This is a genomic window from Micromonospora fulviviridis (assembly GCF_014648395.1).
Lineage (GTDB): Bacteria > Actinomycetota > Actinomycetes > Mycobacteriales > Micromonosporaceae > Micromonospora > Micromonospora fulviviridis.
Map to the genome: position 1 here is coordinate 1 of NZ_BMRA01000003.1, position 23,049 is coordinate 23,049.

The following is a 23,049-nucleotide window of genomic DNA, read 5'->3' on the forward strand; positions in this document are numbered from 1 at the left end:
CCAGCGCCGATGGTACTGCACTCGGGAGGGTGTGGGAGAGTAGGACACCGCCGGACAATCTTCCAGTCGAGGGCCGCCCCAGCAGGGTCGGCCCTCGACTGCGTTAGCGTCCTCAGAGACGCAATGAGGAAGGATGTACCTGTGAGTTCAGGACCCCAGGGCGAGGATCGCCCCCGCCGTTACGAGGACCGCGCCGAGCGTGGCCAGGGGCGCGGTGACGCCCGCCGCGACGACCGTCCCTCGTCCCGGGGCGACCGCGACGACCGCTCGGGCGGCCCGCGAGGCGGCTTCCGCGCCGGCGACCGCGACAGCGGCTCCCGCGGGGGCGACCGCCGTGAGGGCGGTTTCCGTGGCGGTGAGCGCCGTGAGGGTGGCTTCCGTGGCGGCGACCGCGAGGGCGGCTTCCGCGGTGGCAGCCGCGAGGGCGGCGTCCGCCGTGAGGGCGGCGAGGGCGGCTTCCGTGGCGGGGAGCGCCGTGAGGGCAGCTCCGGCGGAGCGCGCCGCGAGGGTGGCTTCCGTGGTGGTGACCGCGAGGGCGGCTTCCGCGGCGGTGAGCGCCGTGAGGGTGGCTTCCGCGGTGGCGAACGCCGTGAAGGCGGCTTCCGTGGCGGTGACCGCGAGGGCGGCTTCCGCGGCGGTGAGCGCCGTGAGGGTGGCTTCCGCGGTGGCGAACGCCGCGAGGGTGGCTTCCGTGGCGGTGACCGCGAGGGCGGCGGCTTCCGCGGTGGTGACCGCCGTGAGGGCGGTTTCCGTGGGGGCGAGCGCCGCGAGGGTGGCTTCCGCGGTGGTGACCGTGAGGGCGGCTTCCGCGGCGGCGAGCGCCGCGAGGGTGGCTTCCGCGGCGGCGACCGTGAGGGCGGCGGTTTCCGTGGGGGCGAGCGCCGTGAGGGCGGTTTCCGCGGTGGCGACCGCGAGGGCGGCGGCTTCCGCGGCGGTGAGCGCCGTGAGGGCGGCTTCCGCGGCGGCGAGCGCCGCGAGGGCGGTTTCCGCGGTGGTGACCGTGAGGGCGGTTTCCGTGGGGGCGAGCGCCGCGAGGGTGGCTTCCGCGGTGGTGACCGTGAGGGCGGTTTCCGTGGGGGCGAGCGCCGCGAGGGTGGCTTCCGTGGCGGTGACCGTGAGGGCGGTTTCCGCGGCGGCGAGCGCCGCGAGGGTGGCTTCCGTGGCGGTGACCGTGAGGGCGGTTTCCGTGGCGGTGACCGTGAGGGCGGCGGCTTCCGTGGGGGCGAGCGCCGCGAGGGTGGTTTCCGCGGCGGCGACCGTCGCGAAGGTGGCCCCGGTGGCGAGCGTCGCGAGGGTTTCCGTCGCGACGAGCGACCCGGTGGCTTCCGCCGCGAGGAGCGCGAGGGTGGCTTCCGTGGCGGTGAGCGTCGTGAAGGTGGCTTCCGTGGCGGCGACCGTCGCGAGGGTTTCGCTGGTGGTGAGCGCCGTGAGGGTGGCTTCCGTGGCGGTGAGCGTCGTGAAGGTGGCTTCCGTGGCGGCGACCGTCGCGAGGGTTTCGCTGGCGGTGAGCGCCGTGAGGGTGGCTTCCGTGGCGGTGAGCGTCGCGAGGGTGGCTTCCGCGGCGGTGAGCGCCGCGAAGGCGGCCCCGGTGGCGAGCGTCGCGAGGGTTTCCGTCGCGACGAGCGGCCCGGTGGCTTCCGCCGCGAGGAGCGCGAGGGTGGCTTCCGCGGTGGTCGGGAGCGTACCGAGCGCGACGGTGAGCGCCGGGGCTACGGCCGGGACGAGCGGGACCAGGGCGCCGCGTACCGCGAGCGGCGGGACGAGCGCGCCGAGGGGCGTACGGGTGAGGCGCCGGCGCTGCCGGACGAGGTGGTCGCCACCGACCTCGACTCGACCGTCCGGGCGGAGCTGCTGTCCCTGGCCAAGCCGGTGGCGGAGACCGTCGCCCGGCACCTGGTCGCGACCGGGCTGCTGATCGACGACGCGCCGGCCGAGGCGCTGGCGCACGCCATGGCCGCCCGCCGGCTCGCCTCGCGGATCGCCGCGGTGCGGGAGGCCGTCGGGCTGGCCGCGTACCACGCGGGGGAGTGGCAGACGGCCATCGCCGAGCTGCGCACCTACCACCGGATGACCGGGTTGCAGAGCCACCTTGCGGTGCTGGCCGACTGCGAGCGGGCGCTGGGCCGTCCGGAGCGGGCCATCGACCTGTTCCGCGGGGCGGACCGGGACAAGCTCGACCAGGGCGTCGCCATCGAGCTGCTGATCGTGGCGGCCGGTGCGCGGGGCGACCTCGGGCAGAAGGACGCGGCCGTGGCCATGCTCCAGGTTCCCGAGCTGACCGCCGAGTCGACCGAGCCGTGGGCGGCGCGACTGCGCTACGCGTACGCGGACTCGCTGCTGGCCGTGGGCCGGCGCGAGGAGGCGCGGGAGTGGTTCTCCCGGGCCGCCGACATGGACACCGAGGGCGAGACTGACGCCGCCGAGCGGCTGTTGGAGCTGGACGGCGTCGTCATCGAGGGTGACGACGAGGTGGACGAGGAGTTCGCCGCCGGTCCGGGTGCCCCGGGTGCCGTGCCGGCCCGCCCCGACGCCGACCTGACCGGCGACGCCGACGACCTCGACGACGAGGACCGGGACGAGGACGACGACGAGGACGACCTCGACGACGACGAGGACGACGACTACGACGACGAGGACGACGACCTCGACGACGAAGACGACGACGACCTCGACGACGAGGACGACGACCTCGACGGCGACGCGGACGAGGACGACGACGACCGGGGCGACGAGGACGACGACCGGGGCGACGACGACCTCGAGGGCGACGTCCGGCTGCGGGCCGACGCCGACGCGGCGGACGCCGTCGCGGCCGACGCCGCTGACGCGGTACCGGCCGGCGAGGGCGCCGGGTACCGGGACCGGGACGCGGCGGACCTGGGTGACGACGAGCTGACCGACGCGGAGGCGCGCTCGCTCGCCGCCGACACCCGCGCCGCCGCCGTCGACGCCGCCGGTCCGGACGCCTCGGCCGGCAACGCGACGGGCGACGAGGCGCCGGAGCGCCGGTGACCGGAAGCGCTGGGAACGCGGGTTCCGGTCCGGATCGCGGGGAACGCGACCGGGCCGGAACGGGCGGCCGGCTGGTCGACGGGTACGCCCTGGTCGTCTTCGACCTGGACGGGGTGATCTACCTGATCGACCGGCCGATCCCCGGCGCGGTCGAGGCGGTCGGCCGGCTGCGTGCCGAGGGCCGGTCGGTCGCCTACGCGACGAACAACGCCTCGCGCCGCTCCAGCGAGGTGGCCGACCTGCTCACCGGCATGGGTGTGCCGGCCGGGCCGGAAGAGGTCCTCACCTCCGCGGCCGCCACCGCCGAGCTGCTGCGCGACCGGCTGCCCGCCGGCGCCCCGGTGCTGGTGGTCGGGGCGGAGGCGCTGCGCGCGGAGCTGCGCGCCGTGGGCCTGCGCCCGGTCTCGACGGTGGACGAGGAGCCCGCCGCCGTGGCCCAGGGATACGGCCCGCAGGTCGGCTGGTCCGACCTGGCCGAGGCGTCGCTGGCGGTCCGGGCGGGCGCGCCCTGGTACGCCACCAACACCGACCGCACCCTGCCCAGCCCGCGCGGCCCGCTGCCCGGCAACGGGTCGCTGGTGGCGGTGCTGCGCACCGCGCTGGGGCGGGACCCCGACGTGGTGGTGGGCAAGCCGGAGCCGGCGCTGTTCGCCACCGCCGCCCGCCGGGCCGGCGCGGGACGGACCCTCGTGGTCGGCGACCGGCTGGACACCGACATCGAGGGCGCCCGCCGGGCCGGCCTCGACAGCCTGCTGGTGCTCACCGGGGTCAGCGACGTGGCCGAGCTGTTGGCCGCGCCCGAGGAGCGCCGGCCCGCGTACGTCTCCTTCGATCTTGCCGGGCTCTTCGACCCGGCGGCCGTGGTGCGGGTGCCGGGCGCGGCGGACGCCGGCGGCTGGTCCGCGTCCGTGACCGACGTGGGGCTCGCCCTCGACGGAGCGGGACGCCCGCTGGACGCCCTCGCGGCGCTCTGCGCGGTGGCCTGGTCGACGGGGGCGGGCCCGCGGGTGCGGCCGGCGTCCGAGGCGGCGCGGGAGGCCCTGGCCGCGCTCGGCCTGGCGGACTGACCTCCGCGGTCAGAGCAGCTTGCGGAGCTTCATGAGGTCGAAGGGGTTGGCCTTGATGGACACCCGGCGGGCCCCCACGGCCTTCATCATGTCGAGCTGACCGTGCACCAGGGCGACCAGATCGTCGCTGGTGGTGCTCAACGCGATCTTCGCCTTCGGGTCGTCGCCGTCGGCCAGGTCGACCAGCCGGCCGCCCTCGAGGCGCCCGTGGAACGCGGTGTCCAGGTCGGTGACCCGGCAGGCGAGGGTGCGGTCGAGGTCGATCCGGCCCTGCACGTCGGCGTGCCGGTCCAGCCGGGCGGCCAGGTCCCGCAACGCCTGCCGGCACTCGTCCACGCTGGCCACATCGTCTCCTCACCACGCGCCACGCCGTTTCCCGGCACCGTACCGCAATGGGGCGTGCGGGGCGCCCGGTAGCGTGACACCTGCACACCCCGCCCCGCGGAAGGACTCAGGCATGCAGGACGCGTGGCGCGCCTACCTCGAGCTGGCCATGGGCCTGACGGAGGCGCCCCGGAAGAAGGCCCAGGACGCCGTGAAGCGCGTGGTCGGCCAGAGCGGCGCGACCGCCGCCCAGCTCCAGTCGCTCGCCGAGGAGCTGGTCTCCACCGGCCTGGCGAACCGGGAGGCGCTGACCAAGCTGGTCCGCTTCGAGGTGGACCGCGCCCTGGGCGCGGTCGGGCTGGCCACCGCCGACGAGGTCGCCGAGCTGACCCGCCGGGTGCACGACCTGGAGCGGCAGCTGCGCGAGGCGAAGGCCACCGGCACGCCGGTGACCGCCGCCCCGAGCGCCGCGGCGGGCCCTGGCCTTGCCGCCGAGACGGCGGGCTCCGGCGAGGTGACCCCCTCCGGGGAGTCGGCCGCCGAGCAGCCGACCACGCCGGCCGCCGAGCAGCCGACCACGCCGGCCGCCGAGGCGCCGGTCTCGGCGCCCGCGCGGACCAAGGCGGTCGCGAAGAAGGCCGTGGCGAAGAAGGCCATCGCGAAGAAGCCGGCCGCCACGGTCGCCCGGACCCCCGCCGAGGAGTCGCCGGCCACCCCGGCCCGGCCGGTCAGGAAGGCCGCCGGCCGCAAGGATTCCGGCGGTACCGGCTCGTGACCGCGCCGTTCCGCCCGGGTCCGCCGCCCGGCCCGCGCCCCGGGCCGCCGCCCGCCGGTCCCCGGCCCGGCCCGCCCCCGGGCGTCCGGCCGGCGCCGGTCGAGGAGGTCGGCGAGGCGCGGCACCCGGCGGTGGACGCCGCCGTGCAAGCCATGATCAACGCCGAGGCGCTCTCCCCGGCGGACCAGATCGCCCAGTACGAGGCGGCGTACGAGACGCTGCGCGAGACCCTGGCCAGCATCGACCAGGCCTGACCCGAGGCGGAGAACAACCACCGATGGCACGTCGTACCCGGCTGGATGCCGAACTCGTCCGCCGTGGCCTGGCCCGCTCCCGTGAGCAGGCCGCCGCGCTGGTGGAGGCCGGTCGCGTCCAGCTGCGCGGGGTGCCGGCCCGCAAGGCCGCCGCGATGGTCGACCCGGCCGACCCGCTGCTGGTCACGGGCGAAGACCCCGCCACGGAGTACGTCTCCCGGGGCGGCCACAAGCTGGCCGGCGCGCTCGCCGCGTTCACCTCCGGCGGGCTGACCGTGGCCGGCCGGCGCTGCCTCGACGCGGGCGCCTCCACGGGCGGCTTCACCGACGTGCTGCTGCGCGCCGATGCCGCCGAGGTGGTGGCGGTCGACGTCGGCTACGGGCAGCTCGCCTGGTCGCTGCGGAACGACGACCGGGTGCACGTCTTCGAGCGCACCAACGTGCGTACCCTCACGCCGGAGGCGATCGGCGGCCCGGTCGACCTGACGGTGGCCGACCTGTCGTTCATCTCGCTGCGGCTGGTGCTGCCGGCGCTGGCCGGCTGCACACGGCCCGACGGCGACCTGGCGCTCATGGTCAAGCCGCAGTTCGAGGTCGGCAAGGAGCGGGTCGGCGCGGGCGGGGTGGTCCGCGACCCCGAGCTGCGCGCCGAGGCCGTGCTCGACGTGGCCGCCGCGGCCGCGGGGCTCGGGCTGGGCCTGGCCGGCGTGGCCGCCAGCCCGCTGCCCGGGCCGAGCGGCAACGTGGAGTTCTTCGTATGGTTACGCCGGGAAGCGCCCGCCGCGGACCCCGACCGGGTGCGCGCGGTGGTGGCCGCCGGCCCGCAGGGATTTCCGGCCGCCGGGCCGGAGGGCACGACTGAGGAGGTGTCCGGGTGAGCCGGACCGCTCTGCTGGTGACGCACACGGGCCGTCGGCGCAGCACCGAGCACGCCCGCGCGGTGGCGGCCGACCTCATCGCGGCCGGCTTCGAGGTGCGGGTGGTCGCCGAGGAGGCCGACGACCTGGACCTGCCCGGTGTGGTGCCGGTGACCGGCCCGGAGGCCGCCGAGGGCGCGGAGATCGTCTTCGCGCTGGGCGGGGACGGCACCTTCCTGCGCGCCGCCGAGCTGGCCCGCCCGGCCAAGGCGCCGCTGCTCGGGATCAACCTCGGCAAGGTCGGCTTCCTCGCCGAGGCGGAGATCGACGACCTGGACAGCGCGGTGCGCGACGTGGTCGGGCGCAACTACACGGTGGACGAGCGGCTCACCCTCGACGTCACCGCCGAGTTCGAGGGCGGCCCGACCATCGAGTCGTGGGCGTTGAACGAGATCAGCGTGGAGAAGGGCGAGCGGGCCCAGATGCTGGAGCTGCTCGTCGACGTCGACGGCCGGCCGCTGTCCCGCTACGGCTGCGACGGCGTGGTCTGCGCGACCCCCACCGGCTCCACCGCGTACGCGTTCTCCGGCGGCGGGCCGGTGGTCTGGCCCGAGGTGGAGGCGCTGCTGCTGGTGCCGATCAGCGCGCACGCGCTGTTCAGCCGTCCCCTCGTCACCGCGCCGACGTCCACCTTCGCGATCACCGTGGACCCGTTCACCACCCTGGCGGTGCTCTGCTGCGACGGCCGGCGGGTCTACGACCTGCCCCCGGGCGCCCGGGTCACCGTGCGCCGGGGCGCGCTGCCGGTGCGCATCGTGCGACTCCGGGAGCGGCCGTTCACCGACCGGCTGGTGGCCAAGTTCGACCTGCCCGTGCAGGGCTGGCGCGGCAGCCGTCGCTGACCGACGGCTCAGCGATCACCCGTCCCGCCGGGCATCGGCCCGTTCGGCGTACCCGGGTACGGCCGCGGGCGCGTTACGGTAGGAGCCTCCCCCGACGACGGCACGCCGCGCCGGTCCCGGCGTAGCTCGCCGGCACCGGGCTCGGCGGGTGGTCCCGCCTTCACGGCGGGGCGGGGTTCGTCGGGGCCGTCAACGCCGTCCTCCGGGACGGCGCTCGGGGCGTCCGGACTGCGTCGAGGTGGAGTCCGGGCGGGGCGGCGAGGCCGTGTCCGCCCGGACCGCGCGGTCCGACGGTCGTGGCCCTGGCCAGGGGGTGGTCGGGTCCACGACGGTCGGGGTGTCGGAGGAGTCGCGGCCGGCCGCGGCGGGCGGACGGCGAGCCGCGCCCGGCCGGGTTTCGACCCCGGTCGGGTCGACCGGATCGACGAGCCGCCGTCGGAGGAAACGGCGGCTCACGAACCGGGCGGCGACGCACTCGTTCCGACACCCCGGCCATCGGCCGCGCCTGCCCGCCCCATTCGCCGCCCCGCTCGCGGCCATCCGCCCGACACCGGGTGGCCCGACCGCGGTCGACCCGTGTCCACCTGGCGACATGTCGCCGGTGCGGCGGTCCGAACCTAGTGACCAACCGATGATCTCCGTCGCAGACTCCGGTCGGCCGGCCTCAATCCCCCCCCGAGGCCGGCCACCCGAGTAGAGGAGCGCATCGCATGCACCGGTCCCCACGCTGGCTCGCCGCCGGCGCGGTCGGCGCGCTGGTGGTCGGACTCGCCGTACCGGCGTCCGCCGACCCGCCCGCCCGGCCCACCGGCCCGAGCCCGGCCACCCCCGCCCCGGGCGCCGTACCCGTCCGCGTCACGCTGATCACCGGCGACCAGGTCGACCTCGCCGCGGCCGCGCCCGGCCGGGTCGCCGCCACGGTCCACCCCGGTCCCGGCCGGGAGCGGATCACCTTCCACACCCTGGAGGTCGACGGCGGGCTGCGGGTGCTGCCCAGCGACGTCGTCCCGTACGTCTCCGCCGGTGTGCTCGACGCCGACCTGTTCGACGTGCAGGAACTGGTCGCGGACGGGTACGGCGACGCCGCGCAGGGCGCGTTGCCGCTGATCGTCCGCTACCAGCAGCCCGCCGCCGGCCGGGTCCGGCCGCTCGCCGGCGCCACCGCGGCCCGTCCGCTGGAGAGCATCAACGGCGCGGCGCTGCGGGTCGGCAAGGCCGACCTCGGCGGGCTGTGGACCACACTGCGGGGCACTCCGGAGGCCCGGACCACCGCCGGTGCGCCCCGGCTCGGCGCCGGCATCGCCCGCGTCTGGCTGGACGGGCGGGTCCACGCGGATCTGGAGCACAGCGTGCCGCAGATCGGCGCCCCGGCGGCCTGGGCGGCCGGTCGGGACGGCAACGGCGTCCGGGTCGCGGTGCTCGACACCGGTGTCGACGCCAGCCACCCCGACCTGGCCGGCCGGATCGCCGAGGCGCAGGACTTCACCGGCAGCGGCAGCGCCCGGGACGGCCACGGCCACGGCACCCACGTGGCCTCCACCATCGCCGGCAGCGGCGCCGCGTCCGACGGGCTGCGCAAGGGCGTCGCGCCCGGCGCGCAGCTGCTGATCGGCAAGGTGCTGGACGACGGCGGCCGCGGCTACGACTCGGGGATCATCGCGGGCATGGAGTGGGCCGCCCACTCCGGCGCGAAGGTGGTCAGCATGAGCCTCGGCGGCCCGGCCACCGACGGCACAGACCCGATGAGCCAGGCGGTCAACGACCTCACCGCCGAGACCGGCTCGCTCTTCGTGATCGCCGCCGGCAACTCGGGCGCGGCGGGCACCGTCGGGGCGCCCGGCGCGGCCAGTGCCGCCCTCACCGTCGGGGCGGTGGACCGCGACGACAACCTGGCCGACTTCTCCAGCCGCGGCCCGCGGGTCGGTGACAACGGCCTGAAGCCGGAGATCACCGCGCCGGGCGTCGGCATCGCCGCGGCCCGCGCCTCCGGCACGACCATGGGTACGCCGGTGGACGACGCGTACACGCGGGCGTCCGGGACATCGATGGCGACCCCGCACGTGGCCGGCGCGGCGGCGATCCTCGCCCAGGAGCACCCGGACTGGACCGCCGGGAAGCTCAAGGACGCGCTCGTCAGCACGACGAAGGCGAACCCCGCGCTGACCGTCTTCGAGCAGGGCGGCGGCCGGGTGGACGTGGCCCGCGCGCTGAGCCAGCGGGTGTACGGCTCGGCCACCGCCGACTTCGGCCGGGTGAACACCGGCGGCGCGGTGGCGGAGCGGACCGTGACGTACACCAACGGCACGTCCTCCCCGCAGACCCTGCGGCTGGCCCTCGAGCTGCGCAACCTGGACAGCGGCGCCGCCGAGCCGGACGGGGTGTCGCTCGACGGCACCGAGGTGACCGTGCCGGCCGGCGGCAGCGTGAACGTCCCGCTGCACGCCGACCCGGCGAAGCTGGACCGGGGAGTGCACGGAGGGTGGCTGGTGGCCACCGGCGCGGACGGTCTCGCGGTACGCACGGCCGTCGGGCTCACCCTCAGCGGCCCGATCCACACCGTCACCCTGCGCGCCCTGGACATGGCCGGACAGCCCGGTCTGGCGTCGGTGTTCACCCTCTTCGGCGAGCACCCCGAGTCGGACCACCTCGGTTGGATCCCCGGCGACGTGCAGGTGCAGGTCGAGGAGGGCCCGTACCTGCTGGAGGGGCTGATCGAGCACGGCGCCCCGTTGGACGAGCAGATCACCCTGGTCACCGACCCCGAGCTCATGGTGGATCGCGACCTCACCGTGGTGCTCGACCCCCGCAAGGGCACTCCGGTGCGGATCGAGACGCCGAAGCCGTCCGAGCAGCGGGCGGCGATCAGCTTCTACGAACACCGGGTCTTCGGCAACGGGCGGCAGGTCGACCACGGCGTCATGAACTTCAGCACGACCCAGCAGGTCAACGTCACCCCGACGCGGCCGGTGAGCCGGGGCGAGTTCGAGTTCGCCTCCCGCTGGCAGCTGGTCGCGCCCATGGTGGCCGCCCAGGTCAGTGACGTCTCCGGTCCGCTGGACATCAACCTGCTGGGCCAGTCGCCGGCTCCGGCGGGCCGGCGGAAGCTCCCGCTGGTCTGGGCGGGCGACGGCACTCCCGCCGAGCTGGCCCGGGCCGGGGTCCGAGGTGCGGCCGCGCTGGTGGCCGGCAGCTACGACCGAGCCGAGGAGGACCAGGTCGCCGACGCCACGGCGGCCGGCGCCGCCATGGTGCTCGTCGTCCGCCCGGCGGACCGGAGCGCGTGGACGGTCTGGCGACCGGACGGGGACCGGTTGCCGATCCCGTCGCTGGTGGTCGCGTACGACGACGGACAGCCGATGATCGCGGCGGCGAAGCGCGGCCGCGCGACCCTGGACGTGACGCTGACCGTCGACAGCCCCTACCTGTACGACGTGTGGCAGGTGTCGAAGGGGCGGGTCCCGGAGCGGATCGTGCACCGGGTGACGGCGGACAACACCGCCGAGGTGACCACCCGCTACGCCGACACCGGCGGGTTCGACTGGGCCAGTGAGCAGCGGTTCGGCTGGCGCCCCTGGCAGGAGTACTCCTGGAACGACGACCAGCGGATGGTGCGTACCGGCACCACCCGGCAGGAGTTCGTCAGCGCCGGGGACTCCTGGTGGCAGCAGCGGGTGCTGCACCGACTCACCTGGTCCTGGGGGCCGCTGCTCGGCGGGCTCACCCAGCAGCCCCGGCGGTACGCCGCCGACGACCGGGTCACCGAGACCTGGCACGCCCCGGTGGTCCGGCCGGCCGTGCCGGCGAGCAGCGGAGCCCCGGTGCCCACGCGCACCGGCGACACCCTGAACCTGCGGGTGGCCGAGTTCGTCGACGCCGACGGCCACTACGCCTCGGCCGGCTGGGGCGAGGAGCAGGACACCGTCGAGCGCCGGCTGAGCCGGGACGGGCAGCAGATCGCCGACCTCTCCGGCGGCTGGGCGCCGGTGGCGGCCACCCCGGGCGCGGCCCGGTACCGGCTGGACGTCACCACCCGGCGCGCCTCGGACGAGTGGCGGTGGGCCACGCGTACCGAGACGGCCTGGCAGTTCACCTCGGCCCGGCCGGACGGTGACGCGACCCAGCCGTTGTCGCTGCTGCAGGTCGACTACCAGGTCCCCGCGGACCTGCGGGGCGAGGTGCCCGGCGGCCGGCCGCACCAGGTGGGGCTGACCCTGCGCCAGCCGGCCGGCGTACCGGCGCCGACCGGTGTCGGGGTCCGGGTCGAGGTGTCGTTCGACGGCGGACGCAACTGGCGGAGCGTGCCGGTGCACGGCTCGGGCGCCCGGTTCACCGCGACGGTGCCGGCCGGGCGCGGCACGGTGTCGCTGCGGGTGCACGCCGGTGACCGGGCGGGCAACACCGTCGACCAGACCGTGCTCGACGCGTACGGCCTGCGCTGAACCGGCGTCCACGCGGGACGGATCCTCCCCTCGCCCGCGTGGACGTCACCCTCGGTCCGTCCGGGGTGCCCGCCCTTCGGGAGGTGGGCACTCAGGACGGCGTACCGGCCGTCGCTGCCGCCGGCACCGCACTCGGGAAGCGGGGCCGGCGGCGGCGCGGCCGGTGGCGGGGGTGTCGGGCGGGTCAGAGCCAGCCGCGGCGGGCGGCGTGGTAGGCCAGACCCGGCCGGGTGTCGACCCCGGCCACGGTCATCAGATCGGCGAGCCGCCGCTGCACCGTGCGGCGGCTCACGCCGAGCTGGGAGGCGATGGACTTGTCCGGCACCCCGGCCACGAAGAGCGACAGCAGCCGGACCTCCTCGGCGTCCGGCCGGTACCCTCCGCCCGCCCGGTCCTCGACCGGCGCGGCGGACGAGCTCACCGGCGTCGCCATGAGCCAGTGGCTCTCGAAGAGGGCAAGCAGCGCGTCCAGCAGCTGGCTGCGACCGATCACCGCGGCGGTCGGTTCGCCGCTGCCCCGCTCCGGCACCAGCGGGCAGACCGCCGTCCGGCCGTCCACGATGGCCAGCCGGACCGGCAGCCGGTCGAGGACGCGGGCCTGCTCGCCGGCGCGTACGCCCTGCTCGACGTCCGCGAGGGCGCCCGGTTCGAGGAGCATCTCGCGCTCGTAGATGGCCCGGTAGCGGACCCCGCGGGCCAGCGCGTCGAACTCCTCGACGTTCTCCTGGCCCGCCATGGCCAGCGGGTTGGCCCGGCAGAACCAGAGCACCTCGGCCCGGGCGCCGTTCTGCAGGTCGCGCAGGCGCTCGCGGAGCGCCCGGGCGCCGGTGACCACCTCGACCAGGTGCCCGGCGTCGTGCCGGCGCATCCCGGCCCGGTACTCCTCGGTGAGCTGGGTGACCGCCGCGCGGGCCGACTCCAGGGCCTCCTGGCGGCGCAGCAGCGCCTCGCCCAGCGGGACGTCGGGCGCCAGCGGCCGCAGCGGCGCGTCGGGATCCGGCCCGACCGGCGGCACCAGTCCCTTGCCGCGCAGGGCGTCGAGCTGGGCGAGGATGTCCGCGCGCGGGCGGCCCAGCCGCTCGGCCAGCTCACCGACCCGCGCGGTCGTGAGCTGCACCAGGCAGCGGTAGAGCTGCTCCTCGTCCGGGGTCAGGCCGATCACGTCCAGCACGGGGCAGAACTGTACGACCCCACCGGCTGCCCCGCGCCGGCTGGTCAAGTGTCGGAGGACGCGTCTACTGTCGGGTGCTGTGCTGGAAGAGCTGCGCATCACCGGACTGGGCGTCATCGAGGACACCACGCTGCCGCTGACCGGCGGGATGAACGTCATCACCGGCGAGACCGGTGCGGGCAAGACCATGGTGGTGACCGGCCTCGGCCTGCTCTTCGGCGGTCGGGCCGACGCCGGCCGGGTCCGCGCCCAGCCGGGCCGCGCGGTGGTGGAGGGCCGGCTGCGCCTGCTCGGCCGGGTGGCCGAGACGGTGCACGCCCGGATCACCGACGCGGGCGGCGAGCCCGACGAGGACGGCTCGCTGCTGCTGAGCCGCACGGTCACCGTCGAGGGCCGGTCCCGGGCACACCTGGGCGGCCGCAGCATGCCGGTGTCGATGCTGGGCGAGGTCGGCGAGCAGGTGGTGGCCGTGCACGGCCAGTCCGACCAGCTGCGCCTGCTGCGCCCGGCCGAGCAGCGGGCCGCGCTCGACCGGTTCGCCGGCCCGGAGCACGAGAAGCTGCTCGACGCGCTGCGGGAGGCGTACACCCGGTGGCGGGCGGTCGTCGACGACCTGGCCGACCGGCGGCGCAACGCCCGTGAGCGCAACCAGGAGGCCGACCTGCTCCGGCTCGGTCTCGACGAGATCACCCGGGTCGACCCGCAGCCCGGCGAGGACGACGAGCTGAAGGCGGAGGCGCAGCGCCTGGAGCACGCCGAGGGGCTGCGCACCGCGGCCCAGGTGGCCCAGCAGTGCGTGGCCGGCGGCGTGGAGGCGGCCGACGACACCCCCGACGCCACGGCGCTGCTCGGCACCGCCCGGCGCACGCTGGAGGCGCAGGCCGGCACCGATCCCGCCCTCGGCGAGCTGGCCGCCCGGCTGGAGGAGGCGGCCACCCTGGTCACCGACGTCTCCGCCGAGCTGTCGACCTACCTCGCCGCGCTGGACGCCGACCCGGCCCGCCTGCAGACGGTCTACGAGCGCCGGGCCGCGCTGCGCGGCCTCACCCGGAAGTACGCCGACGACGTCGACGGCGTGATCGCCTGGGCCGAGCGGGCGCGCACCCGGCTGTCCGACCTGGACACCTCCGACGAACTGCTCGACGAGCTGGACAAGGAGGCGGCCCGGCTCGCCGGTGAGGTGGCCGACCTGGCCGGCCGGGTCTCCACCTCCCGGCAGGAGGCCGCGGTCCGCTTCGCCGAGCAGGTCACCGTCGAGCTGGCCGGGCTGGCCATGCCGCACGCCCGGATCGAGGTGGCCGTGCTGCCCCGTCCGGTCGGCCGGTCGGAGCCGAGCCTGCCGGTCAACGGGGTCGAGGCCGGCGTCGGGCCGGACGGCGCCGACGAGGTGGAGCTGCGGCTGCTCGCCCACCCGGGCGCGCCGGCGCTGCCGTTGCAGCGGGGCGCCTCCGGCGGCGAGCTGTCCCGGGTGATGCTCGCCATCGAGGTGGTGTTCGCCGGCTCCGGCGGCCCGCCCACCCTGGTCTTCGACGAGGTCGACGCCGGCGTCGGCGGGCAGGCCGCCGTGGAGATCGGCCGGCGGCTGGCCCGGCTGGCCCGCAGCCACCAGGTGCTCGTGGTCACCCACCTGCCGCAGGTCGCGGCGTTCGCCGACCGGCACCTCGTGGTGGCGAAGGACACCGGGGGAGCGGTCACCACCAGCGGCGTGCGGGTGGTGGAGGACACTGAGCGGGCCCGGGAGCTGGCCCGGATGCTCGCCGGTTTGCCGGACTCGGATCTGGGTATCGCCCACGCCGAAGAGCTCCTGGCCGTGGCGGCCAAGGAAAGGCGTCCGTGATCCCGAGATTGTGAGCGCAAGCACACCGGCATGCGCTCCGGTGTGCTTCCCTGGGTAGGCGGCCCTGCTCAGGCATGTCGCGACAGCAAAACCTGCCTCACATGCCAGGATGGTCACGATGCGTCTACCCACGTTGCGCCGGACCCGGAACGCGGAACCGGGCACAGTCCTCGGTACCGCGCGCCTCGACCGCCGGACGAAACGCCTGGTCGGCCGGCTCCGCCCGGGGGACATCGCGGTGATCGACCACGTCGACCTGGACCGGGTGGCGGCCGACTCGCTGGTCGCCGTCGGTGTCGCCGCCGTGCTCAACGTCAAGCCGTCGGTCTCCGGGCGCTACCCGAACCTCGGCCCCGAGGTGCTGATCTCGGCCGGCATCCCGCTCCTGGACGACCTCGGCGAGAGCGTCTTCGAGCAGATCCGCGAGGGCGACGTGGTGCGCATCGAGGGCAACACGGTCTTCGTCGGCGAGGAGCCGGTCGCCCACGGCACCCTCCAGGACGCCGAGACGGTCGCCAAGTCGATGGCCGACGCCCGGGAGGGGCTGTCGGTGCAGTTGGAGGCGTTCGCCGCCAACACCATGGACTACCTCAAGCAGGAGCGCGACCTGCTGCTCGACGGCGTCGGCGTGCCGGAGATCCAGACCCAGCTCCAGGGCCGGCACTGCCTCATCGTGGTCCGCGGCTACGACTACAAGGCCGACCTGGACGTGCTGCGCCCCTACATCCGCGAGTTCAAGCCGGTGCTGATCGGCGTGGACGGCGGCGCCGACGCGCTGGTCGAGGCCGGCTACACCCCTGACATGATCATCGGGGACATGGACTCGGTCACCGACGACGTGCTGCGCTGCGGCGCCGAGGTGATCGTGCACGCCTACCCGGACGGCCGGGCGCCGGGCCTGGCCCGGGTCAACGGCCTCGGAGTGCCGGCGATCACCTTCCCGGCCGCGGCGACCAGCGAGGACCTGGCCATGCTGCTGGCCGACGAGAAGGGCGCCTCGCTGCTGGTGGCCGTCGGCACCCACGCCACCCTGGTGGAGTTCCTCGACAAGGGCCGGGGCGGCATGGCCTCGACCTTCCTGACCCGGCTGAAGGTGGGCGGCAAGCTGGTCGACGCCAAGGGCGTCAGCCGGCTCTACCGGCAGAGCATCTCGGGCTCCTCGCTGCTGCTGCTCATCCTCTCGGCGGTGGCCGCGATGGCCTCCGCGGTGGCGGTCTCCACGGTCGGCAAGGCGTATTTGGGCGTGGTGTCGGAGTGGTGGGACAATTTCGTGTTCCAGCTCGGCCAGCTCTTCTAGCTCCCCGACGATCAAGAGGCTGCAAGCGTGATCAACTTCCGCTACCACGTGGTGTCCCTGACCGCGGTCTTCCTGGCGTTGGCGATCGGCCTGGTGGTCGGCACCGCCGCCCTCAACGGGCCGGTTGCCGACTCGCTCAAGGAGCGGGTCAACGGGCTCAGCAAGGACAACTCGCTGATGCGCCAGTCGGTCAACAACCTCCAGAAGGAACTGGACATGGAGGAGGACTTCGCCGCCGAGATGGCGCAGGTCGTCCTCCCCGGCAAGCTGAGCGGCCGGCGGGTGCTGGTGCTCAGCCTGCCCAGCGGCCGGGACCACACCGAGGGCGTGGTGAAGATGCTCCAGCTCGCCGGGGCGAACGTCACCGGCCGGATCGACGTCCAGGACAAGTTCATCAACCCGGACAGCAACAACAACCTGCTGGAGCTGGCCGTCACGGCGGCCCGCCCGAACAGCGTGCCCACCTCCGGCCTGCCCGGCAACGGGCACGGCGTGGAGACCTCCAGCGCGCTGCTGGCCAGCGTGCTGCTGGACCGGCCGGCGGGCAACCCCGCGGTCACCGACGCGGACCGCCGGGCGGTGGTCCAGCAGTACGCCACCTCCGGCTACCTCACCTCCGAGAACAAGATCTCCGGCGCCGCCGAGGCGGTCGTGCTGGTCAGCGGCCAGCCGTACGTCGACAAGTTCTCGGCGGAGAAGGACGAGTCGGTGGTGAAGATCGCCGAGCAGTTCGACCGGACCGGCGCCATCGTGGTCGGCGGCATGGGCTCGGCCGGCGGCAACGTGGTCTCCGTGGTCCGGGGCGACCCGGTGCTCGCCCAGACCATCTCGACCGTCGACAACGCCAACACCGTGCAGGGGCAGCTGGTCACCAGCCTGGCCCTGGTCCAGCAGCTGACCGAGAAGAAGGCCGGCCAGTACGGCGTCGGCGACAACGCCGCCGCGCTGCTGCCTAAACTGCCCCAGTGACCGCTGGACCGGCGTATGTCCGGTCCGTACCGCGTCGTGCTGGACATCCGGATCGGAGGGGTCGCGTGAGACTGGGTCGGCTGCTGACGGTCGGCGCGGGGGCGCTGGCCGCCCGCTACGTGCTGCGGGAGGTGCGCACATCGCCGGGCGCGCCGGCGCTGGAGCGCACCAACTTCCGGGGCCGCACGGTCACCCTGGCCGCCGGTCCCGCCCTCGCGGTCGGCGCGGCCACCGCGGGCGCGCTCGGCGCGGGCAGCGCCCCGGCCGGTGCCGCCGCACTGCTCGCCGGGGTGGGCGCGGGCTCCGTGGGGCTCTACGACGACATCGTCGGCGCGCGCCCCGACCAGAAGGCCGCCAAGGGCTTCGCCGGGCACCTGGCCGCGCTGCGCGAGGGGCGGGTCACCGCCGGGCTGGTCAAGATCGCCGGAGTGGGCGCGGCCGGGCTCGGCGCCGCGGCGCTGCTCGCCGCCGACCGGCGGGTCGCCGCGCACCCCCGCCGGCAGCGCGCCAGCGCCTTCGGCCGCGGGCTGGACGTGCTGCTCGGCGCCGGCGTGGTGGCCGGCACCGCCAACCTCGTCAACCTGCTCGACCTGCGCCCCGGCCGGGCGCTGAAGTCCGGCATGCTGCTCGGCGCCCCGCTCGCCACCGGCCCGTACGGGGGCATCGCGGCGGGCGCGGTCGGGGCGGCCGCCGGGCTGGTCCGGGAGGACCTCGACGAGCGGGTCATGCTCGGCGACAGCGGCGCCAACGCGCTCGGCGCCCTGCTCGGGGTGAGCCTGGCCGCCCGCACCGGGCCGCTGGGCCGGGCCGGGGTGCTGGCCGTGCTCGCCGCGCTCACCGCCGCCAGCGAGAAGGTGAGCTTCACCCAGGTGATCCAGCGGACCCCGGGGCTGCGGCACCTCGACGAGCTGGGCCGGCTCGCCGACTGACGTGACGAAACCGGCACCCCTCGCCGCCGCCGGCCGCGTGGCCGGGGCGGCGGCCCTCATCGCCGTCCTCACCGTGGTCAGCCGGCTCGCCGGCTTCGGCCGCACCGCCGTCTTCACCTGGACGCTCGCCCCCACCGACCTCGGCGGCGCGTACCTGGTGGCCAACTACGTCCCGAACTTCATCTTCGAGATCGTCGCCGGCGGGGCACTGGCCAGCCTCGTCGTACCGCTGCTGGCCGGCGCCGTCGAGGCGGGGGAGCGGCGGGCGGTGGCCGCCACCACCGGGGCCCTGCTCACCTGGACGCTCAGCCTGCTGGTGCCGCTCGCGCTGCTGGTGGCGCTGCTCGCCGACCCGCTGATGGGGCTGCTCGGCCACGGCCTGGACGCCGCCCAGCAGGCCGCCGGCGCCCGGATGCTGCGGGTCTTCGCGCCCCAGCTGCCGCTCTACGGCGTCGGCATCGTGCTCACCGGCGTGCTCCAGGCGCACCGGCGGTTCGCCTGGCCGGTGATCGCCCCGCTGCTGTCCAGCGTCACCGTCATCGCGGTCTACCTCGGCTTCACCGCCGCCGAGGGGCGGCTGGCCCGCGTCGCCGAGGTCGGGCGCGGCGGCGAGCTGCTGCTCTCCGGCGGCACCACCCTCGGCGTGGTGGTGCTGTCGCTGTCCCTGCTCATCCCGCTGCGCCGGCTCGGGCTGCGGCCGCGCCCCGGCTTCCGGTTCCCCGCCGACGCCCGGGCCCGGGTCGGTGGGCTGGCCGTGGCCGGGGTGGTCACCGTCGCCGCCCAGCAGATCGCCCTGGTCGTCGCGCTCAACCAGGTCACCTTCGGCCGGACCGCCGACGTCGGCGTCTACAACCTGGCCCAGACGATCTACTTCCTGCCCTGGGCGGTGCTGGCCGTGCCGCTCGCGGTGGCCGCGTACCCGACCCTGGTGGCGTCGCGGGCAGCCGGCGACGAGCGGGCCTATCGCGAGACGCTCGCGCCGGCGGTCCGCGGGGTGGTGCTGTTCAGCCTGCTCGGCGCCGCCGCGCTGGCCGGCACGGCCGTCCCGGTCGGGCACTTCTTCTTCGACCCCGCCGACGCCGGCACCGCCGCGGCGGGCATCGCGGGCTTCGCCCCCGGCCTGCTCGGCTACGGCCTGTTCGCGGTGCTCACCCGGGCCCTCTACGCGCGCGGGGAGACCCGGTCGGCCACCCTCGCGACGGCACTCGGCTGGCTCAGCGTGCCGGCGCTGGCCCTGCTGTTCGGGCGCCTCATGCCCCTAGCCGACCGCGTGCTCGCGGTGACCCTGGCCACCTCCGCCGGCATGCTGCTCCTCGGCGGGCTGCTGATCGCCGCCGTCCGCCGCTCCGCCGGGCCCGCCGCCCTGGCCGGCGTCGGGCGGGCCGGGGCGGCCGGCCTGCTCGCCGCCGCGGTCGCCGCGCTCGGCGGCGCGGCCACCGCCCGGGGACTCGCCGGGCTCGCCGGCGGGACCCCGACGACGGCGGAGGCCCTCGCGCAGGGCATGCTGTCCGGGGTCGTGGTCGGTGCCCTGTTCCTCGCCGTCGCCTGGCTGACCGACGCCCGCGACCTCCGGCCGCTGCTCGCGGCCGTGACCCGCCGGCTCCGCCGGCGCCGCCCGCCCGGCGGGGGTGACGGCCCGCGGGAGGACCAGCACCCCGGGGAGCGGGGCGACGGAAAGGAGACCGTTTCCTCATGACGGACGCCTCGTCGGCGCCCCGGTGGCCCGGCTCGGTCGCCCTGGTGCTCGCCTCCAGCACCGGCGGGGTGGGCCAGCACATCCGGTCGATCGCCCGGGGCCTCACCGAGGCCGGCGCGTCCGTGCTGGTCTGCGGCCCGGCCGCCACCCAGGACCAGTTCGACTTCACCGGGGCGGGCGCCCGGTTCACGCCGGTGGAGATCCCGGCCAGCCCCACCCCGGCCGACACGCGGGCCGTCGTCGCGCTGCGCCGGGCGCTCGCCGATACGCCGGTCGACGTGGTGCACGCGCACGGGCTGCGCGCCGGCCTGGTCGCCGTGCTCGCCCGCCCAGCCGCCCCGCTCGTGGTCACCTGGCACAACGCCGTGCTGGCCGGCGGGCTGCGCGGCGGGCTGTCCCGGCTGGCCGAGCGGATCGTCGCCCGCAACGTCCGGGTCGCACTGGGCGCCTCCGCCGACCTGGTCGACCGAGCCGCCGCGCTCGGCGCCGCCGACGCCCGCCTCGCTCCGGTCGCCGCGCCGGCGCTGCCCGCGCCGCGCCGCCGCCGGGCCGCCGTCCGCGCCGAGTTCGGGGTCGGCCCCGACCGCCCGCTGATCCTCTCGGTGGGCCGGCTGCACCCGCAGAAGCGGTACGACATCCTGGTCGACGCCGCCGCCCGGTGGCGGTCCCGACAGCCCGCGCCGCTCGTGGTGATCGCCGGCAGCGGGCCCGCGTACCTGCCGCTCGCCGCGCGGATCTCCGCCGCCCGGGCGCCGGTGACCCTGCTCGGGCACCGCACCGACGTGGCCGACCTGCTGGCCGGCGCCGACCTGGCCGTGGTGACCAGCGACTGGGAGGCCCGCCAGCTCTTCGCCCAGGAGGCGCTGGGGGCCGGCGTACCGCTGGTGGCGACCGCCGTGGGCGGCCTGCCGGAGCTGGTCGGCGACGCCGCGGTGCTGGTCCCCGCCGGCGACGTCGACGCCGTCGACGCGGCGGTGCGTGACCTGCTGGACGACGAGACCCGCCGGGCCGACCTGGGCCGCCGGGGCGCCGCCCGGGCCGCGACCTGGCCGACCGAGGCGGACACCACGGGCGCTCTGGTCGACCTCTACGCCGAGCTGACGCCCGAGCACTCGACGGGGACCCGGTGATGCTGCGCAGACTGACCCCGGTGCTGCTGACCCTGGCCGTGGTGGTGCTCGGCATCACCGCGCTGGCCGCCCGCCCCGACAAGGGCGCCGCCGAGCGCAGCGCCGACTTCGTGGTGCTGGCCGGGGCGGCCGGGCTGCGCTGGGAGGACGTCGACCCGCAGACCACCCCCACGCTGTGGCGGATGGCCGAGCAGGGCTCGATCGGCTCGCTCTCGGCACGCTCCGCGCACCGCCCCACCTGCCCGGTCGACGGTTGGCTGACCCTGGGCGCCGGCAACTTCGCCGCGTGGAACGGCAGCCGGTCGAGCGGGGGCTGCCCGGCCACCGGGGTGACCGTCGAGCAGCCCGACGGGATCGGCGCGAACCTGCCGGACCAGGAGGGCGTCGTCGCGTACAACCAGGACCGGCTCTCCTGGGGGGCCACCCCGGGGGCGCTCGCCGAGTCGGTGCGCTGCTCGGTGGCGGTCGGTCCGGGGGCCGCGGTGGCCGCCGCCCGCCCGTTCGGCAGGGTCGACCGGTACGCGCCGGTGCTCCCCGCCGACCCGGCGAAGCTGCTCGGCTCCTGCGTGCTGAGCATCGTCGACCTGGGCACCGTCGACGGCGAGGACCCGGCCAGCCGGGCCGCCCAGGCGCGCCAGGTGGACGCCCAGCTCGCCCGGGTACTGGCCGCCCGGCCGCCGCGCTCGCTGGTTCTGGTGGCCGGGGTGTCGGACACCGACACGCCGTCGCGGCTGCACGTCGCGGTGGCCGACGGCCCGGGCTGGGAGCGGGGCTGGCTGACCTCCCCGAGCACCGCCCGCGAGGGCTACCTGCAACTGGTCGACCTGGCCCCCACCGCGCTGGCCGCCCTCGGCCGGCCGATGCCCGAGCGGCTCTTCCTCGGCCGGCCCGCCGTGTCGGTCGACGGGCGCCCCGACGACCTGCGGGCCGCGATCGACGCGCCGGCCGACGCGGACCGGGAAGCCGCCGCCCAGCGCCGGGTCGCCGGCTGGTTCTTCACCCTGCTCGCCGGCGCGCAGGTGGCCCTCGCCGTGGCGGTTCTGCCGCTGCTGCGCCGGGCCCGCCGGCACGCCGGCCCGCACGGGCCCGAGCCGGTGTCCCGGCGGGTGGTGGCGGTGGTGGAACTGCTGTTGATCGGCGCCGCGCTCGCCGTGCCGGCCGCCCTGCTCGCCGACGCCGTGCCCTGGTGGCGGGGGCAGCACGCCGGTTGGTGGTTCGCCTCGGTGACCGTCCTGCTGATCGTGGGTGGCACCGCCGCGGTCCGGTTCAGCCCCGGCCACGAGCGCACCCTCGGGCCCCTCGGCGCGGTGGCCGGGCTGGCCACCCTGGTGGTCGGGGTGGACGTGCTCACCGGCTCCCGGTTGCAGCTCAACGGCGTGGTCGGCTACTCCGCGCTGGAGGGCGGCCGGTACGCCGGCCTGGGCACCGTCGGGCTGGGCGTGTTCATCGCCGGCTCGCTGCTCTGCGGCGGCTGGCTGGCCCAGCGGGTCCGCCGGGCGTGGCGGCCGATGGTGATGGTCGCGGTCGGCGGGGCGGCGGTGGTGATCGTGGGCAGCCCCTACCTGGGTGCCGACTCGATCGGCGCGATCGCGCTCACCGCCGGGGTGAGCGTGGCCGCCGCGATCTGCTCCGGCGGCTGGCTGACCGTGAGCCGGCTGGCCTGGGCGACCATGGCCGGGCTGGCGGTCACCATCGGCTTCGCCGTGGTCGACGCGGGCCGGCCGGAGGCCGAGCGGGGCAGCCTGGGTCGGTTCCTCGCCGCCCTCGGCGACGGCACCGGCGGGCTCACCGTGCACCGGTCCAGCACCGCCAACTTCGAGACCCTGGTGAACAGCCCGCTCACCGTGCTGGCCCTGGCCGGCGCCGCGCTGGTCTGGTTCGCGCTGCTCCAGCCCTGGGGCGGCCTCATGCGGCTGTTCGGCATCTACCCGGCGATCCGGGCGGCGATGGCCGGCACCGGGGTGGCCGCCGGTCTCGGCGGCGTGCTGGGCGGCTCGGCCCTGGACGTGGCCGGGGCGGCGGGGGCCCTGGTGGTGCCGATGGCGGCCCTCGCGGCCCTGCGGGTGCTCGACCACTCCACCGACCGCACCCAGCCCGGCAGCGGCCGTCCGGGCGACGAGGGCGGGGCGACCCCGCCCGGCGGCCCCACCGGGGAGGGACCCAGCGGCGGACGCGCGGCCGAGGCCACCGGCGCCGGACGCGCCGCCCGGCCCGACCCCGACGCGGCCGACGCCCCGGAGGGCGCGCCGGCGGAGCCCGGCCGGGGCACACCGGCGCCGGACGCGGCCGCCGACCGGGCGCTCCGGGTGCCGGCCCAGCCGGGTCCGGCATCGACCGAGGTGCCCGCCGGCTGAACCGGACACGGCTTCACGTGCGCCGACGGTGGGTGC

The 23,049-nt window shown here is 76.4% G+C and carries 16 protein-coding genes and 1 pseudogene; 14 read left to right on the forward strand and 3 right to left on the reverse strand.

Going from position 1 to position 23,049, the window contains the following annotated elements; all coding sequences use genetic code 11:
* Positions 1-147: 147 nt before the first annotated feature.
* Positions 148-1,893 carry a hypothetical protein gene (locus IEY96_RS33335; RefSeq protein WP_194500080.1) on the reverse strand — a complete coding sequence of 582 codons (1,746 nt, stop codon included), beginning with the start codon at positions 1,891-1,893 and terminating at the stop codon, positions 148-150.
* On the opposite strand from IEY96_RS33335, the pseudogene IEY96_RS08585 reads away from it, so the two are divergent.
* A pseudogene (locus IEY96_RS08585) lies at positions 1,870-2,703 on the forward strand (tetratricopeptide repeat protein); the annotation flags it as partial. The gene IEY96_RS33335 and the pseudogene IEY96_RS08585 sit on opposite strands and share 24 nt — an antisense overlap.
* A 380-nt stretch (positions 2,704-3,083) precedes the next feature.
* Positions 3,084-4,079 (forward strand): HAD-IIA family hydrolase, encoded by a 996-nt coding sequence (locus tag IEY96_RS08590; protein WP_229791525.1) that lies wholly within the window; start codon positions 3,084-3,086, stop codon positions 4,077-4,079.
* Positions 4,080-4,088: 9 nt separating this feature from the next.
* Here IEY96_RS08590 and IEY96_RS08595 read toward each other — a convergent pair whose 3' ends face one another.
* Positions 4,089-4,424, reverse strand: coding sequence for an SCP2 sterol-binding domain-containing protein (locus IEY96_RS08595; protein ID WP_189194288.1), 336 nt, complete (start codon positions 4,422-4,424; stop codon positions 4,089-4,091).
* Between the two features lie 112 nt (positions 4,425-4,536).
* On the opposite strand from IEY96_RS08595, the gene IEY96_RS08600 reads away from it, so the two are divergent.
* The 5 genes from IEY96_RS08600 (at position 4,537) to IEY96_RS08620 (ending at position 11,630) form a co-directional block, all read left to right on the forward strand.
* On the forward strand, positions 4,537-5,178 hold the full coding sequence (locus IEY96_RS08600) for a phasin family protein (RefSeq protein ID WP_189194289.1): 642 nt from the start codon (positions 4,537-4,539) through the stop codon (positions 5,176-5,178).
* The gene (locus IEY96_RS08605) at positions 5,175-5,432 is read left to right on the forward strand and encodes a hypothetical protein (RefSeq protein WP_091309526.1); all 258 of its coding nucleotides are present in this window, start codon (positions 5,175-5,177) and stop codon (positions 5,430-5,432) included. Before IEY96_RS08600 ends, IEY96_RS08605 begins: the two co-directional genes overlap by 4 nt.
* Before the next feature lie 23 nt (positions 5,433-5,455).
* A complete protein-coding gene (locus tag IEY96_RS08610) occupies positions 5,456-6,310 on the forward strand; it encodes a TlyA family RNA methyltransferase (RefSeq protein WP_189194290.1) in 855 nt (284 codons plus the stop codon).
* Complete coding sequence (locus IEY96_RS08615; protein WP_091309519.1) at positions 6,307-7,191, forward strand: NAD kinase; 885 nt, start codon at positions 6,307-6,309, stop codon at positions 7,189-7,191. Before IEY96_RS08610 ends, IEY96_RS08615 begins: the two co-directional genes overlap by 4 nt.
* 710 nt (positions 7,192-7,901) lie before the next feature.
* The gene (locus IEY96_RS08620; RefSeq protein ID WP_189194291.1) at positions 7,902-11,630 is read left to right on the forward strand and encodes a S8 family serine peptidase; all 3,729 of its coding nucleotides are present in this window, start codon (positions 7,902-7,904) and stop codon (positions 11,628-11,630) included.
* A 184-nt stretch (positions 11,631-11,814) separates the two neighbouring features.
* Here the strand turns inward: IEY96_RS08620 and IEY96_RS08625 are convergent, their stop codons facing one another.
* Entirely contained in the window at positions 11,815-12,801 is a 987-nt protein-coding gene (locus tag IEY96_RS08625) for a helix-turn-helix domain-containing protein (RefSeq protein ID WP_189194292.1), read from the reverse strand.
* A 79-nt stretch (positions 12,802-12,880) separates the two neighbouring features.
* On the opposite strand from IEY96_RS08625, the gene recN reads away from it, so the two are divergent.
* The 7 genes from recN to IEY96_RS08660 all read left to right on the forward strand — a co-directional run bounded on the left by recN (position 12,881) and on the right by IEY96_RS08660 (position 23,013).
* A complete protein-coding gene (recN, locus tag IEY96_RS08630) occupies positions 12,881-14,638 on the forward strand; it encodes a DNA repair protein RecN (protein WP_091309509.1) in 1,758 nt (585 codons plus the stop codon).
* Positions 14,639-14,756: 118 nt separating this feature from the next.
* The gene (gene steA / locus IEY96_RS08635; RefSeq protein ID WP_189194293.1) at positions 14,757-15,935 is read left to right on the forward strand and encodes a putative cytokinetic ring protein SteA; all 1,179 of its coding nucleotides are present in this window, start codon (positions 14,757-14,759) and stop codon (positions 15,933-15,935) included.
* A gap of 27 nt (positions 15,936-15,962) precedes the next feature.
* The gene (locus IEY96_RS08640; RefSeq protein WP_189194294.1) at positions 15,963-16,904 is read left to right on the forward strand and encodes a copper transporter; all 942 of its coding nucleotides are present in this window, start codon (positions 15,963-15,965) and stop codon (positions 16,902-16,904) included.
* Positions 16,905-16,969: 65 nt separating this feature from the next.
* Complete coding sequence (locus tag IEY96_RS08645; protein ID WP_189194295.1) at positions 16,970-17,833, forward strand: hypothetical protein; 864 nt, start codon at positions 16,970-16,972, stop codon at positions 17,831-17,833.
* Between the two features lies 1 nt (position 17,834).
* A complete protein-coding gene (gene murJ / locus IEY96_RS08650; protein ID WP_189194296.1) occupies positions 17,835-19,529 on the forward strand; it encodes a murein biosynthesis integral membrane protein MurJ in 1,695 nt (564 codons plus the stop codon).
* Positions 19,526-20,659, forward strand: coding sequence for a glycosyltransferase family 4 protein (locus tag IEY96_RS08655; RefSeq protein ID WP_189194297.1), 1,134 nt, complete (start codon positions 19,526-19,528; stop codon positions 20,657-20,659). Before murJ ends, IEY96_RS08655 begins: the two co-directional genes overlap by 4 nt.
* Positions 20,659-23,013, forward strand: coding sequence for a hypothetical protein (locus tag IEY96_RS08660; RefSeq protein WP_189194298.1), 2,355 nt, complete (start codon positions 20,659-20,661; stop codon positions 23,011-23,013). The genes IEY96_RS08655 and IEY96_RS08660 overlap by 1 nt, the downstream gene beginning before the upstream one ends.
* Positions 23,014-23,049 lie beyond the last annotated feature (36 nt).